11 protein-coding genes are annotated in these 14,875 nt (G+C 60.1%); 2 read left to right on the top strand and 9 right to left on the bottom strand.

Annotated elements, in window-relative coordinates; genetic code table 11:
* Positions 1-38: 38 nt before the first annotated feature.
* From KHO23_RS31900 to KHO23_RS31880, 5 genes are all read right to left on the bottom strand, one after another.
* Positions 39-1,829 (bottom strand): DUF2138 domain-containing protein, encoded by a 1,791-nt coding sequence (locus KHO23_RS31900; RefSeq protein WP_211616658.1) that lies wholly within the window; start codon positions 1,827-1,829, stop codon positions 39-41.
* A 521-nt stretch (positions 1,830-2,350) separates the two neighbouring features.
* Entirely contained in the window at positions 2,351-3,547 is a 1,197-nt protein-coding gene (locus tag KHO23_RS31895; RefSeq protein WP_211616656.1) for an aminotransferase-like domain-containing protein, read from the bottom strand.
* Positions 3,548-3,670: 123 nt separating this feature from the next.
* Positions 3,671-4,843, bottom strand: coding sequence for an NAD(P)/FAD-dependent oxidoreductase (locus KHO23_RS31890; protein WP_211616654.1), 1,173 nt, complete (start codon positions 4,841-4,843; stop codon positions 3,671-3,673).
* Between the two features lie 141 nt (positions 4,844-4,984).
* Positions 4,985-6,484 (bottom strand): L-piperidine-6-carboxylate dehydrogenase, encoded by a 1,500-nt coding sequence (gene amaB, locus KHO23_RS31885; RefSeq protein WP_211616652.1) that lies wholly within the window; start codon positions 6,482-6,484, stop codon positions 4,985-4,987.
* A gap of 375 nt (positions 6,485-6,859) precedes the next feature.
* Positions 6,860-7,702, bottom strand: a complete 843-nt coding sequence (locus KHO23_RS31880; RefSeq protein ID WP_211616650.1) for an FAS1-like dehydratase domain-containing protein — start codon at positions 7,700-7,702, stop codon at positions 6,860-6,862.
* Between the two features lie 230 nt (positions 7,703-7,932).
* Here KHO23_RS31880 and KHO23_RS31875 point away from each other — a divergent pair, with 230 nt between their 5' ends.
* Positions 7,933-8,745, top strand: a complete 813-nt coding sequence (locus KHO23_RS31875) for a 2OG-Fe(II) oxygenase (RefSeq protein ID WP_211616648.1) — start codon at positions 7,933-7,935, stop codon at positions 8,743-8,745.
* 631 nt (positions 8,746-9,376) lie between these two features.
* Here the strand turns inward: KHO23_RS31875 and KHO23_RS31870 are convergent.
* The 4 genes from KHO23_RS31870 to KHO23_RS31855 all read right to left on the bottom strand — a co-directional run bounded on the left by KHO23_RS31870 (position 9,377) and on the right by KHO23_RS31855 (position 13,951).
* Positions 9,377-9,892: a hypothetical protein gene (locus KHO23_RS31870; protein WP_211616646.1), complete on the bottom strand. Its 516-nt coding sequence runs from the start codon at positions 9,890-9,892 to the stop codon at positions 9,377-9,379.
* The gene (locus tag KHO23_RS31865) at positions 9,892-12,336 is read right to left on the bottom strand and encodes a DUF6531 domain-containing protein (RefSeq protein WP_236067072.1); all 2,445 of its coding nucleotides are present in this window, start codon (positions 12,334-12,336) and stop codon (positions 9,892-9,894) included. Before KHO23_RS31865 ends, KHO23_RS31870 begins: the two co-directional genes overlap by 1 nt.
* A 635-nt stretch (positions 12,337-12,971) precedes the next feature.
* Complete coding sequence (locus KHO23_RS31860; RefSeq protein WP_211616644.1) at positions 12,972-13,718, bottom strand: CbtA family protein; 747 nt, start codon at positions 13,716-13,718, stop codon at positions 12,972-12,974.
* Between the two features lie 11 nt (positions 13,719-13,729).
* Positions 13,730-13,951, bottom strand: coding sequence for a CbtB domain-containing protein (locus tag KHO23_RS31855; RefSeq protein ID WP_211616642.1), 222 nt, complete (start codon positions 13,949-13,951; stop codon positions 13,730-13,732).
* A gap of 237 nt (positions 13,952-14,188) precedes the next feature.
* On the opposite strand from KHO23_RS31855, the gene KHO23_RS31850 reads away from it, so the two are divergent.
* Positions 14,189-14,875 carry a histidine phosphatase family protein gene (locus tag KHO23_RS31850; protein ID WP_211616640.1) on the top strand — a complete coding sequence of 229 codons (687 nt, stop codon included), beginning with the start codon at positions 14,189-14,191 and terminating at the stop codon, positions 14,873-14,875.

Here is a 14,875-nt window from a genome sequence, read left to right as displayed (position 1 = left end):
GTCGCGAACGCCACGTCTGAGACGTGAAGGCGGCGCATTCAATCGCCCTCGGTGCCGGGCTGATCGGCAGGCGCATCGGCCGCACCGGCGTCCGCACCACCACTGGCACCTGCCTTTGCGCTATCGAACCACCACTCCACCGGCACCCAGCCCGTGGAACCCGGCAAGTTCTCCGGCAGCGTCAACGAAACCGGTGGGTAGTGGGCGAGCGCGTGCAGCTTCGGCACGAGATGCGTGCGCGACGCATTGCGGAACACCGCTTCCTGATCGGCCGGCAGCGCCGCGCCCGCTTCGCGTTCGATCAACGCAGCCGCGGACGAAGGCGTCAGCGTGAGAATCGTACGCGGCAGACGCTGCGGCGCGAGCGTATCGGCAAGCGCCGGATAGCGCTTGTCGAGCACGGCGAGCGTATCGTCGACCAGACGTGAATCAGGGGAGAAAATCAGATAACCGTGTGCCAGTGCTAGCGTCACCGGAAAATAGCGCTCCGCCGACAGTTGCGATGCGAACGGCGCCTTGCTGGACAGAGCGGTGCCCGACAGTGCACTGACCGGCCGTTGCCACACGGTGACGCTTGCGCCCTGGTCGTGCTTCGTGACCGGCAAGCGACGGTAGCCCGAATCAGCGTCGCCGGATTTGGCGGCCTTCGCTTCGTACGCGCCGATCACTTCACCAAAGGTCTTGCCGAGCGCGGTCTTCAGTGTGGCGATGCTCGCCGGGTCCTGCGTCTTCACGCGAGCGACGAACACCGGCGAGACCAGCGTGGATTTCGCATACCAGCAGACGGCCGCGGGGCCGGCGAGCTGATCGCCAATCGCAGCAGCGCTCTCCGCGCCAACATCCGCAACCTTGCCCAACAGGCCCGACGCTTCTTTCCAGTCGGCCGGCAAGCTCGTGCACGCCGCCGGATTAGCCGGCAAGGCGCGCCACAAGTCGGCGCTATTCCACGCCTGCGGCAACTTGCCCGGTTCGATCAGCGCGGCAGTCTGCCAGTTCGCCGCCGAGTTGCCGTTCGGCGAAAAGTCGAATCGCAGTGCGTCGATACCGGAGAAAAACGTCTGATAGCCAAACGACAAATAATTCGCCGACACCACCAGCCGGTGCCCCTTCGGCGCGTCGCCGGGTGCGTCCAGTCGATAGGCGCGCGCCGCGTCGTCGCGGCCCGACGACAGCATCTCGGACACGGCGTCGGCCCGCTCGCTCAGCAAGCCGCCTTTCGCGTCGAGCAGCACGCCGGGTGCGGACATTACGACAAGGCGGTCGTCCTTCGTGGCGAACAGAATCGTGCGGTTAACCGCCAGCTTCAATGCGTAAACCGGAACGTCACCGGAAAGCTTGGCCACCTGGCTCAATTGCGTGTCGCTCGCGGCGACGTTGCCGAAGCCTTGCAGCAGCTTCGCCAGACCATTGCGGCGCATCGACATCACCCAGTAACCCAGCCGGCCATCCGGCGAGCGCCACAGCAACACATGGGCGGGTTCGTCGAATACGCGGCGGATCAGTTCGTCGCGCCAGTCCAGTTGATGTTCGAATGCGAGACGCCGCAACGCACCTTCTGTGGAAAGCCGCGTGTCGTTCGATTCGTAATAGTCGACGAAGTCCTGGGTCAGCACGTCGTGCAATAGCGGCACGCGCAAGATGTCGCGCGGCAAACGCGAGAGCGCTTCACTGTCGATCACCGCATCCGGGTGATGAATATCGAGCACGATTTCGCCGGTCCCGGCGGCTTTGCGATGCGCAAATGGACGCCACACCGCCTGAATGATCACGCCGGCCACGATCAGAAGACCGACCACCAGGATTGCAATCTTTTTACGTGACATCTTCATCTGATTTTTTCTGGTTCGATGCGACGGTATTAACGTGGATGGCCGATGAATTAACTCAACTGAATCATTCGCTGAGTGCCAACGATGATAACCGATATTTTTAGCCCCAAACCAGCAGCACTCTCCATTTAACAATCAGCCATGTTTCAGGAGTTTGACGGAATTATTGAACGGGCGAAATTAGATCTTTAGAAAGCATGCTCGTTTGAAGCGGCGGCTTGAGTTAAAACGGTAGCCGAATGAGTCGACGGCACACGAAAAGAGCGGCATGCGCGCCTGTTGCAGGCAGTATTGGCACGGAGAAGTGCCGACGGGCATGGTTCGACCGAGGGTGACGCGTGTGGCGCGTTTGGCCTTACGCGGCTTTACCGGATCAGCATGTTTATGCTGAATCTCCGCGATTTAGCATTTGCATAAAAAAACCCGGCTGCGCACCACGCGCTCACCGGGTTATTTCAAGTATGGCCTTTACCGCTTTGCCACCAGTATTGTGTTAGCCGCGTTAGCCGCGTTAGCCGTCATCAAAAGAGCGCGAGTGCCTGCTTCATTCTTTGCACGCCGGTTTCGATATCGGCGACACCGGGAGCTGCAAATGACAAGCGCAGTGCCGTCAGATCGATATTGTCTTTATAGAACGCGACGCCCGGCACGAACATGACGTTACGCTCGATACAGGCACGCAGCGTGTCGGACGCATTCTGCCCGCCCTTCAATTGTGCCCACACGAACATGCCGCCGGCAGGACGATGAAATGCGATGGCGCCGCCCAAATGCTCGTCGAGCGCGTTGCACAGCGTGCTGCACTTCAGAGCGTAAGCGTCGATGATCCGCGGCAGATGCCGCTCCAACGCGCCGCTCGCGAGGTATTCGGCGGCGATGGCCTGGGTCCACGGCGAACTGCACAGGTCGACGGTTTGCTTGGCGACCACGCAACGGCGCAAGATTTCCGCATGCGCGGCCATCCAGCCGACTCGCAAACCCGGCGCGACGATCTTCGACAGACTCGAAAAATGCACAACCCAGTCGCGCGAACCGGGCACCTGGTCGCTTAAAGCTAGCAGCGACGGCAAAGCCGTACCGCTGAAACGCAGGTCGCCATAGGGATCGTCTTCGACAATCAGAAAATGGTGGCGCGCCGCCAGCTTCAGCAACGCCATGCGGCGCTCGATGGACAAGGTTGCGCCGGTCGGATTGGCAAAGGTCGGGACGGTGTAGAGCAGCTTCGGCGGCCGCGCCAATGTGCCCGCTTCGAACAACGCGGCGAGCGCGGCGACATCGAGCCCGTCACGATCGACCGGCACCGTCACCACATCGGCCTCCTGCAACTTCAGCGCCTGCAAGGTCGCCGGATAGGCGGGCTGCTCGACCAGCACCACGTCGCCCGGGGCGACCATCACGCGCAGCAGCAGATCGAAGCCCTGCTGCGAACCGGTCGTGACGAGCAATTCCTGCGGCGTGCAAGGCGTGCCGCGTCGCGTCATCAAGTGGGCGAGCTGTTCCTTGAGCACGGCGAGGCCATCCGTCGGGCCGTATTGCAGGCAGAGCGTGGGCTGCTGCGACGCACGCGCCGCGGCCGCATCGAGACCTTCGCGGTCGAATAGATCGCTCGCCGGATAACCGCCGGCGAACGAAATCATGCCGGGCTGCGCCAGATACTTGAACAGCTCGCGGATCGGCGAACCGGTCGGCGCTTCGAAAGCAGGATTGAACGTGAACATGGTGACGGGCCGTTTATCTTGTCGATGGATGGTCGGCGTCGATTGTGGTCATCGTCCCGGCAAGCGGCAAACGATATCTACGCACTACATTTTGCGTTTTCCGCATCACCTTCAGCGCGCCGGCTAAACCACGTTCTTTTCCACGATCGGCCGGTTTTCGAGCACGCGAGTGAAACTCAGCGAACCGAGATCGAGTGTCGTGTAGCGGCCATGAAGAATCAGTTCGCCGATGCCGCGGCCGGTTGCCGGGCCCTGTTGCAAACCGTGCCCGCTAAAGCCATTGGCAAAAATACAGTTATCGACGTCCGGGTGATAGCCGATGATCGCGTTCTGATCGAGCACGTTGTATTCGTAATAACCGGACCAGCAATTCTGCACACGCAGCGCTTCGAATTGCGGCACGCGATGCGCGAGCGTCGGCCAGATCACATCGTCGAATATTGCGTGGTCGACTTCGTCGAGCGGCAAATCGTCCGGATCGTTATCCGCTGACGGTGACGCACCGCAAATGAACGACTTGCCCTCCGGCCGGAAATACACGCCGCTGGGATCGATCAGCAACGGACAATGTTCGAGCCGCGCGGGCGATGTGACATTGAAAATACTGCGGCGTCGCGCAAACACCGGAAGGTCGATGCCGGCCATCTGCGCGACCTTGCGCGACCAGGCACCCGCAGCGTTCACCACGACGTCGCAGGCATAGACCTCGCCATTCGCGGTCCGCACTTGTGTGACACGCTTGCCGTCGCGATGCAGCGCGGTGACGTCGGCGGCAACGTAACGTGCCCCGAGCGCCTGTGCTTTCTTGCGTAGCGCTTGCACGAGACCATAACCATCGAACCAGCCCTCACCGCTTTCACCGAAAGCACCGGCAACAAGGTCTTCTGTATTGAGCCAGGGAAAGCGCGCTTGCAACGCGCCTTTGTCGAGCAAACTGATATCGGCGCCGAGATTCCTTTGCAGCGCGTGATTCTCACCCAGCGTCGCCTCACCGGCGGGCGTAGCGAGAAACAGATAGCCGCCTTCGTGCAGGTCGATCGACGGCTTCACGCCATCGATTTCGAGCCGCTCACCGATCGAGCGCAGAAACTCGATGCCGAACAGCGACATCTGAATGGAAAGCGGTGTAGAGAATTGCTGGCGAATGGATGCCGCTGACAATGCCGACGACGACCGCGCATACGTCGGATCGCGTTCGATCACCGTGACGCTGACCGTCGGATCTGACAGTCGCAAGAAATACGCAATCGAGCTGCCGATCACCCCACCGCCGACGATCACGACTTTGGAACTCACGTCTTACTCCACGAATAGCGTGGCCGCTCAGAAACGGCGGGCGGCGCAAACGGACTGCCGAAAGAGGTTGTGAGCAGCGGCGCGGGAATGCGCCGCTGCTTTCTGATGCCTGGTTGCTTTTTTGTACTGCTGCGAACCGGATCAGCCGATGTTGAAATCGATACCCTGCGCGAGCGGCAATGCCGACGAATAGTTGACCGTGTTGGTCGCGCGGCGCATGTAGGCCTTCCATGCATCCGAACCCGACTCACGGCCGCCGCCGGTTTCCTTCTCACCGCCGAACGCGCCGCCGATTTCCGCGCCGCTCGGTCCGATGTTCACGTTGGCGATACCGCAGTCGCTGCCCGAGCCGGACAGGAAGCGTTCGGCTTCGCGCAGGTCGGTCGTGAACACACACGAGGACAAACCGTGCACCGCCGCATTGTTCGCCTCGACCGCATCCGCGAAATCCGAATAGCGCAATACGTAGAGAATCGGGGCGAAGGTTTCCTTCAGTACGACTGCCGTTTGCGACGGCATTTCGACGATGGCCGGGCGCACGTAGTAGCCGCCTTCATGGCCCGTTACCTCGACGCGCTCGCCGCCGAACACCTTGCCGCCTTCAGCCGTAGCCTGCTGCAGGGCTTCCTGCATACGGGCGTACGATTGCTTGTCGATGAGCGGCCCCATCAGCGTGCCCTTTTCGAGCGGATTGCCGATCGGCACCTTGCTGTACAACTGCTTAAGACGTTCGATAGTCTTGTCGTACACGCTCTCGTGCACGAACAGACGTCGCAGCGACGTACAACGCTGCCCCGCCGTACCCACCGCCGAGAACAGGATGCCGCGCATGGCGAGTTCATGATCCGCCGTTTGCGCGACGATGCCCGCGTTGTTGCCGCCGAGTTCGAGCAGCGAGCGACCGAAGCGCTTCGCCACTTCAACGCCGACCGTACGGCCCATTTCCGTGCTGCCCGTCGCGCTGACGATCGACGCACGCGGGTCGGCCACCAGCTTCGCGCCGACGTCGCGGCCACCGTTGATCAGCGCCGTCAGGCCGGCCGGCGCGTCGCCGAATTCCTTCAGTGCCTCGCTGAGGATCTGGTTGACGGCGAGCGCGGTCAACGGCGTCTTTTCCGACGGCTTCCAGATCACCGCGTTGCCGCACACCAATGCCAGCGCTGCATTCCACGCCCACACCGCTGCCGGGAAATTGAACGCCGAGATGACGACACACGTACCCATCGGATGCCATGTTTCAGCCATGCGATGGCCAGGGCGTTCCGAGGCAATCGTGAGACCGTACAACTGGCGCGACAGACCGACCGCGAAGTCGCAGATGTCGATCATTTCCTGTACTTCGCCCAAGCCTTCCTGCAGGATCTTGCCGGTCTCGAGCGTGATGATGCTGCCGAGCGCCTGTTTCTTTTCACGCAGACGATTGCCGAGCAGGCGCACCAGTTCGCCGCGGCGCGGCGCCGGGACATTGCGCCAGGCCGTGTACGCCTCTTTCGCATTGGCGAGAGCCGCGTCGACTTCCGCCACCGTGTTGCTGGCCACGCGGCCGATGAGTTCGCCGCTAATCGGCGAATGAACCGCGATGTCGCCGGCTTGCGCCGCGTGGGCAATGCCGAGATCGGCGAGGATGGTGGAAGCGTTCATGAAAATCCCTTTAATTTCCGATGCGAAACAAGAGTAAGTTCGGAAACTATACACGCGGGCGTTTATGGCGGCAAGGGTATTTGCCCGGGGTTGGGTGCGGGGTGGGGCTGTAGGGGTTTGTGAGCTTGATGCATCGTAGGGATGGCGGGGCGCCATGCCGTGCTGTAGGCCGCTGCGGCCGGGGCTCCGGAGGCGTCGCGCAACTCGCCCAGCCGTTTCTTATTGGAAATTAATGATTCCGGCTTGGACCTAGGTTGCAGTTCGCTGGCGACCGACGACAGACGCGATTCGGCCGCGGCTCATTCTGAAAGCTTTCCCCTTTTCGAATTTTTCAATTTTCCGAGGTAGCGATCGGCACAACCCATTTCGCCGCGTTCAGGCAAGCGCTGCCGTAGCCCGCATGGTCAGATAGCCTTCGTGGTCTTTAGCCCAGAGGTCGACGGTCCTGCCATCTGCAGAAGGTTTGCCACATACCGTAAAAGGCTGGCCAGCGAACGTGGGCCGCAGCGCTGTGAACGCGAAGCTTTCCAGTGTTGCATCCGGTTGTTCGCGGCGCACCAGATCGACCAGCAAGGTCGCGATCAGCGGTCCGTGCACGATCAGTCCCGGATAGCCCTCCACCTCGGTCACGTACGGATAGTCGTAATGGATGCGATGCCCATTGAAAGTCAGCGCGGAGTATCGGAACAGCATCACGGCGTCCGCATCAACGGTGCGGCTCCACGTCTCGCCTTCCGGTGCGAGCGCCGCTTGCGGCGGCCGGGCGCCCTCTTGCGGCGCGCCCCGGTAGACGATGTCGTGCTCTTCTTCGAGCTTCAGTTCACCACCGACTTCGATCGCGTGCTGCACGGTCACGAACACGAGTCGACCCGAGCGGCCGGTCTTGTCTTCGATATTGGCGATGGTCGACGTGCGTTTCGCATGTTCGCCAACTTTGAGCGGCGCGTGGAACGTCAGGCGGCCACCGGCCCACATGCGGCGCGGCAGCGGCACCGGCGGCAGAAAGTCGCCGCGCCTCGGATGACCGTCCGGACCGACCTCGGACAGTGGTGCGATCGGCAGAAAGTACAGCCAATGCCAGAGCGGTGGCACCTCATCACCACTTTCTTCCCGGTTCAGGGTCGCGCCCATTGCCGTCAGCGGGAAAGCGGTGATGACGTCTTCGGTCACCACCTCCTTGTTGAGCCAGTCGTCAAGTTTCTCTGGAGAGGCAGACATGGGTAAGGTCTCCGAATACGCTTGGTGCGCCAAATAGGGTTTTACTATGAACCTCGCGGCACGTTTCGCGAAGTTTGCATTTTCGAGTCAGGTCTTTGCTTTTTTGCTCTGGCTTCGAGCGGTGCGGCCATAACAATACGGGAATTGAAGAGCAAGAGTCGGAGTGCATGGCCTTAGTTGCGTCCTTACACTCAGTCATCACTCGATGAATCGCCTTACGGAGAATGCTCATGAATACGGTCGCGAAGGACCCGCACTCGCAGTCGCCCGAATTGGACCTGGGGTTCGAGCCCAATCCGAAACACGCGAGGGTATTGGAGTCAGGCACTGCCTCCGATTCGCTAACGCAGCGTGTCGACGCGATCGACTGGTTCGATGTCGAAGAAGAGCTGAACGGATATGGCTGCGCAATGCTGCGCAATCTGCTCACTGCGCGGGAATGCGACGCGTTGACCGCACTCTATCCGAGCGACGATCTGTATCGCAGCCGCGTCGTGATGGCGCGGCATGGTTTCGGCCGTGGTGAGTACAAATACTTTGCGTATCCGCTGCCGCATCTGGTTGGTGATTTGCGCACGAAACTCTACCCGCGCCTCGCGCCAGTCGCGAATCGCTGGAACGAGGTGATGAATATCGATGTCCGCTATCCCGCCGCGCACGACGAATTCATCGAGCGCTGCCACGCCGCCGGTCAGACGCGCCCAACGCCCCTGATGCTTCAATACGCCACCGACGACTACAACTGCCTGCATCAGGATCTATACGGCGAGCACGTCTTCCCGCTTCAGGTCGCAATTCTGCTGTCCGAGCCAGGCAAGGATTTCACGGGCGGGGAATTCGTCATGACGGAGCAGCGTCCGCGGATGCAATCGCGCACGGAAGTCGTGCCGCTTGGCAAGGGCGACGCGGTGGTGTTTGCGGTTCATCACCGACCGGTGAAGGGCACGCGCGGCGTGTATCGGGTGAATCTGCGACATGGCGTGAGCCGCCTGCGGTCGGGCCACCGGCACACGCTTGGGGTGATTTTTCACGACGCGAGTTGATTGAGTTCAATGCGGTATGCATCGGTCTCGCGTAGACGGCGATGGGGTTTGGGTCCGTTGGCCTTGTGGTCTTGCCCACAGAAAATGTTGACTAGTCTGAGAACAATCCGTCCCCTGTGGCACGATGCCCCGCCTCATAACGCTTTGCGGACGACTCATGGGGAAAATTGCATTCCCCACGGTCCCTCACCCATCCATTCCGCCACGTTTCCCCACATGCTGCGGCGCAGGGAAACTTTCGTCCCCCTACAGCAGGACCGTCCTGGTCGTAGTTCAGAACTACGGAACGGGGTGGATCAATAGCCATCAATACCCTCTCGCTCGATACCTTTCGAGGGTCCTCAGCATGCACAGCGCGGGGAAGCGCCTAGCGAACTACGCCAGATTGTCGGCGTCATCCAATTGCCTCACCGCCTATCCGGTCGGACCTTAACCTTCGCCTGATCTGCACCCGCGATGGAGGCGGAACTAGCGTCGCCGTCCTTAACGGCACGGGCACTTGCCGGAATTTTCACACACTTGAATGGGACGCTTGCTGGGTAGACGGAAAAGGCGCGACCAGTTGCGCCCTTTCCGTACCGGGTGGCAGCCTCCTTCAGCCGTACCTAGTCAACAAATTCGAAGTCATCGATTACAGCTCAATCCGGAAGCCATTCGGAGGGGTGATGAAAAACGGGTAAAAATTCCTCGCGCATTCCATGATGTCAGGGGGGCCATAGAACACACCCACCTCCCATGACCTGTCACCAAAAGCGATCCAGTCACCATCAATCGGCAATAGCACATAGTGTTCATGATTCACTCCAAGCGCATCGGCCGGACTCCCCCCCGGGTCTTGCATCATGAAGTGGAAGAACTCTTCGTCGGTGTTTTCTCGGCCGTGAACAAAGCCCGGATATTTGCCAAAGTGATAGTGAAAGTAGTTCAACGGATCTGGCTTCAGGATCAATGTCGCGAAGTCGCTCCCGCCCTCGAACGCCAGCAACGTCTGTACAAGGTCGAAGAACTTTTGCGTCGCGATATCGATCGGATCGAAATAGAGCAACTCATCGCGTTGCTTGCTTGCAAGCAGCTGAATGCCCGCATTCGCGCGATCCCGCAGCGTCGTGAACGACTCCAGATCGTGGATGTAATCTAGTCGGCTCATTACTTACCACCTTGAGGTTTGTCCAATCGAATTTTAACCGTGGCCTTGTCTGCACCAGTGGGAAAGTATTCGGCCGTGGGACCACCAGACCTCGACTCCTCTCGCACTGTGTATTTGAGATCGCCTTTTTTGAAAATATCGGTTTTGCCGTCCTTGCTTAGCGTCTGCGCCCAACCCTCATTGCGCAGATTTGCCTCGAACTCAGCTTTCGTTACGTCCGTCTCGATGTTTCGGACGCTGAATCCTTCTGTTGCGTCTGACCATTCTGAAGTAGTGCGCCCCGGCGGAATCCCATCGACCTCCATCTCCGCGGCGGGCTTGCACATCTCCTTGATGCGCTCCCAGTTTTCAGAGACCTTCCGTGCGCCCTGCCCGATGCCATACCGGACTACCGGGTTCTGCAAAAGCCGGTAGACAATCACGATACCGCGCACAGCACCGTCAAACAGTCCTGCCGAGAAATGGCATCCGCTACATACGGTCGACGTGCCCAGGAAGTTATCGCCCAGCAACCGACGCGCGCCCTGGAGGTTGGCGGGCGGCCCTACCGGTGAGTCGCCGTAGTTATAGTTATCAATCCACTGGTTGATTTCTTCGCTCGAAATCGCGATGTCCGTGCCGTCATTCAGATCAAGAACGCTGCCGTCCTTCGCAACCGTGCCCGTACGCGACACGACCTGGCCATCTGGTGAATAGCCGAACCGGACCTTGAACACGCGTCGGATGCCGCCGTTTGCAGGACTCGCATACTCATTGAACTTGAAGAGGTCAATGCGGGCGCGCCGGTCGTAACGAAGATAGAAGTCGCCAGTCGGGTTATAGCCGTACAAAACACGGTGAGCCGCATCACGCGAGATCATTTCCGTCGCTTGCGGAAGCTCGCCTAGCGCAATGATCGCAAAGGCGTTAGCCGTTGCGTCGCGCGTGACTTTCCATTGTCCGGCGACCTTTCCGTCCGCCATCTGCTGAACGAACGCGAGCCGGTTAAATGCGTCATAGGTCATCCCGTACGCGATCGTCACGCCATCCGCCCTTCCCGCGTCGAAGGCGCTGGCGCCGGTCGGGTCGGTAGTCGGTATCTCGCTGACGCCCGTCGTATTACCGTTTGCGTCGTATACGAAGGATTGCATCAGCTTCGGTGACGAGATCATCGACGGACGCAGACTTGTCGCGTCGGCGTAGCGGATCGTGGATATCGACGTACCGGACGCATTTTTCACTGTCGCCCGAACTGGCCGTCCAGTGTCGTCGTAGCTGTACTCTGTCGTGCCGCCGCTTGCGTCTGCGTCTTTCAGGAGATTGCCCGACGCGTCCCAAGTCGAGCTGCTATTGCCCGCAGCAGAGGTGGTCCCCGTAGGCCGCAGCAGCCCGCCAATCGACGACATATTCAGCGTGGTCGCACCGTTGCGACTAGTGATAACGGTCGAGCCGGTGTTATAGGCGAACTGCGCGTTTTGCACGGCATTGGGGTGGCTGACTGCCACCGCACGCCCCTGAGAGTCGTAGCTCCACGTCGCAACGCGGTTACCCGCCTCATCGATCTCGCCAGTCAGCGCACTCTTGAAACGTAGGTCGTCGTAGACATAGCGGCGCGCATTGCCATCAGGCCAGGTGACCGAAACGAGATTGCCATTCGTGTCATACCCGTACTGCGTCATGCGGCCCAAGGGGTCGTTCAGGCGAGATAGACGGTTCTTGTCGTCATAGTCGAGGCGAAGCGTGATGTCGTTGTTCGCGTCCGTGCCTGCTGCATGTTGCGTGATCGTGGTCAGCAGCCCTGAGCCACCATAGGTCAGCGTTCGGACAAATCCAGTCTTCAGGCTCTCCGAAAGCAGCGCGCCTTGAGCCGAATACGATTCGACGGTATCGGTCTTGAGATCGGTCAGCGTCCATCCGGAGCCGTTCTGTACCAGTGCAAGGCCGGTAAAGCCGCTAGTACGCCAGGTGCCCGCCGACCAGTTGAATGTGACAGGTTCACCGTTCTCGCGATACGCAAGCACTTTGGACGCGCTTCCGCTGTTGGCATTCGCGAGCCCCAGATTGCGCTGCCAGCTGTGGAACCAGACCGGTCCCATCGCCGTGGTGGAATTGCCCAGTGACCTGAATCGGTAGGTCCGTGTGAACTGCATCGGAATGTCGTCGCCGCTGACGAAGTCCGCATCAGTCAGAGTGACAGCACCATTGCCCGGGTACACCGGATCAGCGACGGGACAGCTCGCTTCTGGTTCTTCCGTAGTTGGCGTCGCGCACCACGCGTCGATAAGCGGAAAACTGACGCAGTTGTAGTATTGAATGCCGCCGGGTACACCGGCGTATGCGTCCCACCGGCAGGTAGGCGAGCCCGGTTTTGCTCCGGTTGCTGTCCACACCGCGTTGCAGTCAGCTGCGTTTGCGCCGAACGCGATCAGTAGCAGCATGAATGCGGCAAGCAGGCGAGCAGCCATACCCGCTGGTCCCTCCTTCAGTCTTTTGTTTTTCATAGTCATCCTTATTGGTTGTACTTGTTTGAAGCCCAAGCACCCTATAAGGAGCATTCCATCGTCGCTATCCGACAATTCCTAAAATTACATTTTCCTTGTGTCTGTACAAACGTTACCGTCACCCTCCCTACGCAATCCGTACGGATCTACGAAAGAGTTCGTCAGTCATCAATGCGTCGCAGTGAAAAAACTGGAACGTCAGACGCTGGATACCCGTACGTGAAGTAATTGGACGTTGGCACCCAAACCAAGGCAGGCTGGAAGGGAAGAGAAGGGCCGCGTAGAGCGTCGCCCGAAAGGGAGATGAGTAGCGCGAGAAAGCGCTACGAGACTAATCGCAATACCAAGTGCGATTTCAAAAAAATCAGCCCCATCAAAAACCGGGCCAAACCTCACTGGCTAGCCGCCCAAAGGGCGGCCGAAAGTTATCCCCAGTTTTTGTTCGCAAGCCTGTGGATAACCTTCTGGCAAGCGCGCCAAGTACTTGATGTATTTAGCTTCTGTTGCGCTGCACGTCGGCGTGACCGCATGAACGGTCACGCCTCACGCGCCAAAAAGTAAAAGGCATCGCGGCAACCTTCGCCGCCTCACCTCTCACATCAAAGATAAGCAGACTTCGCCACACCACGTTCCGCGGAAGCCAGCAGCTTGCTCCGCTCAACCATAGCGCCGAACAGCAGCCCAATGGTCGTCCACATAATCACCTGCATCCCGATTGCCGCGACGCGGAACTTCCACAACAGCACCGCCGGGAAGGCCGCCGGCACTTCGTTGATCGCCGGCATCGACAACTGCACAGCAGCAATGATCCCGACAAACACCACCCCGGCCACAATCGACCCATTCCAAGCGCCCAGCTTCAGCGCCGCGCGACGCCGCACCTTCAGCGAAAACACCATCGCAGCTATCGAGATCGCGATCATCAGGAAGAACAAGCCGGTCCGCATCCCGATCGTCTCGGGGTCGCCCACCGAGGGTGGATTCGCCGGATACTTGATGTTCGGGACGATCACCAGCGCAATAAACGCGCCAAGCGCGAGCCATGCGGACAATGCCCGCGCACTCAACACGCCGACGCGGCCATATGCATACGCGAACACCAATGAGAACAGCCCACCGAACGCCGCACCGTACGTGACCACACCCGTCAACAACCCCAGGCCCGCTTGCGTGCCGCGACTCACCAGTTCGGGTTCGGGCGCGTCGCCTTTGGCGGCATCGGCCTTTTCCTCGAAGGAAATCGCCTGATCAACTTGCGGCTCACCCACCAATTTGGCGAAGCCGAACGTGAGCAACCCCGCGGCGATGCCTGCAAGCATCCCGCGTACCAACAATTTACCAACCATGTTCGACTCCGTTAGTGGCAGGGAAAGCCGAGCAGATGGCGGCCGTCGTGCACGAATTCGTGCACATACATGCCAGGCACCAGCGACGTGGCACCCTGTTCCGCACCCACGAAATACAGCGCGAGCAACAACAGCAAGCCGCCGAACACGATCCAGGGCAGCAGTTCACGCAGCGGAATCGGCGTGGGTTGGGCGACAGGCTGCGTCGCGGAATCGAAAACAGCGTTGGTCATAATGGACATCTCCTGGGGGTAACGCGCCCCGATAGTCGATTGAAGAGGGATGATACAAAGCTCAGGTCTGGCTTTCGGCTTGCAAATGCCGATTACAGTGGCGCGACCGCGCCGGGCTCTCACCGGCTTCCGTGCTTCGCAGTGTCGCTATTCTACGCGCTAAACTTTGCCTCCCGGCAAGGCACAGCATGGCCGCATGCATCCTGCTTCAGTCCGGCCTTTATGGAAAACAACTGAATGGACACACGGCTGTTACTGATCAGCCACGCATCGACCGCGGCGATGCGGGCGGCCCGCTTCCCCGCCGACGATCCGCTCGACGCACGCGGCCTCGCCGAAGCAGGCGCCGCGCGTGCGCGTCTGTCGATTCCAGACGACGCAGCGGTTTTCGTCAGCCCTGCGGTTTGCGCGCGTGAGACGGCGTCGGCCTTGGGCTTCGCTGCAACGGTCCACGAGGGATTGGCGGATATGAACTACGGCCGATGGCATGGCCGCCGGCTCGCCGATCTCGCCGTCGAAGCGCCGCAAGACCTCGCCACCTGGACGCACAACCCCGACGCTGCCGCGCACGGTGGCGAGTCATTCAGTCAACTCGTGACGCGGGTAGGACAATGGCTCGATGCACTAGACGATGCGATAAGCGGCGTATCGCATCGCGCAATGGACAGCGCATCAAGCGATGAAACAAACGAGGCACAAAGCCGAACGCAGAGCGCAAAAGCGACCGGCGTACCGCGCAATACGCAAAATGTGGTCGCCGTCACGCATGCGCCGTTAATCAGGGCCGCCATCGTTCATGCGCTCGGGGCGTCGCCAGACGTGTTCTCTCGCATCGAGATTGCGCCGCTCTCAATGGTCGAGTTGCGACGCTCGCGACGCGGTTGGACATGGTGGCCGGCGTCACAAAAAAGGCAGAAGAGATGA

Source organism: Paraburkholderia haematera, from assembly GCF_905220975.1.
Classification (GTDB): Bacteria; Pseudomonadota; Gammaproteobacteria; order Burkholderiales; family Burkholderiaceae; genus Paraburkholderia; species Paraburkholderia haematera.
This window is presented reverse-complemented; position numbering and strand designations above follow the sequence as displayed.

What these genes read in the sequence shown, in the direction of transcription:
- KHO23_RS31900 (WP_211616658.1), bottom strand. Translation starts at nt 1,829, where the DNA reads ATGAAGATGTCACGTAAAAAGATTGCAATCCTGGTGGTCGGTCTTCTG.
- KHO23_RS31895 (WP_211616656.1), bottom strand. Translation starts at nt 3,547, where the DNA reads ATGTTCACGTTCAATCCTGCTTTCGAAGCGCCGACCGGTTCGCCGATC.
- amaB (WP_211616652.1), bottom strand. Translation starts at nt 6,484, where the DNA reads ATGAACGCTTCCACCATCCTCGCCGATCTCGGCATTGCCCACGCGGCG.
- KHO23_RS31880 (WP_211616650.1), bottom strand. Translation starts at nt 7,702, where the DNA reads ATGTCTGCCTCTCCAGAGAAACTTGACGACTGGCTCAACAAGGAGGTG.
- KHO23_RS31875 (WP_211616648.1), top strand. Translation starts at nt 7,933, where the DNA reads ATGAATACGGTCGCGAAGGACCCGCACTCGCAGTCGCCCGAATTGGAC.
- KHO23_RS31870 (WP_211616646.1), bottom strand. Translation starts at nt 9,892, where the DNA reads ATGAGCCGACTAGATTACATCCACGATCTGGAGTCGTTCACGACGCTG.
- KHO23_RS31865 (WP_236067072.1), bottom strand. Translation starts at nt 12,336, where the DNA reads ATGGCTGCTCGCCTGCTTGCCGCATTCATGCTGCTACTGATCGCGTTC.
- KHO23_RS31860 (WP_211616644.1), bottom strand. Translation starts at nt 13,718, where the DNA reads ATGGTTGGTAAATTGTTGGTACGCGGGATGCTTGCAGGCATCGCCGCG.
- KHO23_RS31855 (WP_211616642.1), bottom strand. Translation starts at nt 13,951, where the DNA reads ATGACCAACGCTGTTTTCGATTCCGCGACGCAGCCTGTCGCCCAACCC.
- KHO23_RS31850 (WP_211616640.1), top strand. Translation starts at nt 14,189, where the DNA reads ATGGACACACGGCTGTTACTGATCAGCCACGCATCGACCGCGGCGATG.